The following is a 986-nucleotide window of genomic DNA, read 5'->3' on the forward strand; positions in this document are numbered from 1 at the left end:
GTAGTCCAACCTTTTCGTTTATAGCACTCAATGTATTCGTCTTTAGTCACGGTAACAAGAAACCTATCTTTGTAAAGTATGCTTAACTATATACGTTAGGCATACTTTACTCAACAACTCAAGTTTTTTAGTCTTCGCGTTTCACTAATAACATACTAGAATCTGAGTATTCGTTTAGTTTGCACATAGGCCAGCTCTTAATAATTTCGAAATTTTTTCTGTTGATTTCTAAAGGTACTTCTATCATCACATCAATGAAATGTTTACTGTTATATGGAGTAGACTGCCGATGTAATACAATTTCTAACTTATCTTCGCGTGGGATTGCAGTACTTTTTACATAAACACTCGGAGACACAACAGCCTCCACCACGGTCCGTTCTCTCAAAAATACTAGCAATTGCTCTTTAATGTCGCTCATTATTTTTTCTCTATTTATTAATAACCTAGTGAATATATTGTGTTCCTGTACACTCAGATATCTGACCATATACAGCGACAAAATCAACCTATAGATTCTGTTCGCACTGTATTTGACTTTTTTCATTAGGATTCTGTGATGAAAGCCTCAAATAAAAATGATAGCCTCAACATATCATTGATACCTACCAATTATCATTGACAGTCATCACCTGTTAATTGACAATATGACTGTCAATTATATGGAGAGTCACAATGTCATCAGTCACTGAATCCGTTTTGCAGAATTTGGAAAAAGCAAACGAGAGCGTAAGTCGTACCGAGTCAGAACGTCGAGCAAACATCCTTCAGCAATCGAAGGTTGTACTTGATGAACAGTTTGAAGTCAGCAAGGTCATTCTTAATCACTCAGTTCCACAAACCAAAATGAGCAAAATGTGTGGCTGGGACTCTGTCAACACGTTTAAAAAAAAGGAAGAAGATTGGGTGGAGCAAGGCTATCAACCACCTGAAATGATCCGTGGTAAGTATGCGTATTCGCCAGACTATATTCATGAAATTCTCGA

At 36.7% G+C, this 986-nt stretch carries 2 protein-coding genes; one reads left to right on the forward strand and one right to left on the reverse strand.

All coding sequences use genetic code 11. The features are described from left to right. Positions 1-127: 127 nt before the first annotated feature. Complete coding sequence (locus IQR33_RS36180; RefSeq protein WP_193263257.1) at positions 128-421, reverse strand: hypothetical protein; 294 nt, start codon at positions 419-421, stop codon at positions 128-130. 254 nt (positions 422-675) lie between these two features. On the opposite strand from IQR33_RS36180, the gene IQR33_RS36185 reads away from it, so the two are divergent. Continuing rightward, the coding region (locus IQR33_RS36185) for a hypothetical protein (RefSeq protein ID WP_193844136.1) at positions 676-986 on the forward strand (311 nt) is incomplete at its 3' end.

The organism is Vibrio sp. OPT46 (assembly GCF_015163535.1).
Classification (GTDB): Bacteria; Pseudomonadota; Gammaproteobacteria; order Enterobacterales; family Vibrionaceae; genus Vibrio; species Vibrio alginolyticus.

What these genes read in the sequence shown, in the direction of transcription:
- IQR33_RS36180 (WP_193263257.1), bottom strand. Translation starts at nt 421, where the DNA reads ATGAGCGACATTAAAGAGCAATTGCTAGTATTTTTGAGAGAACGGACC.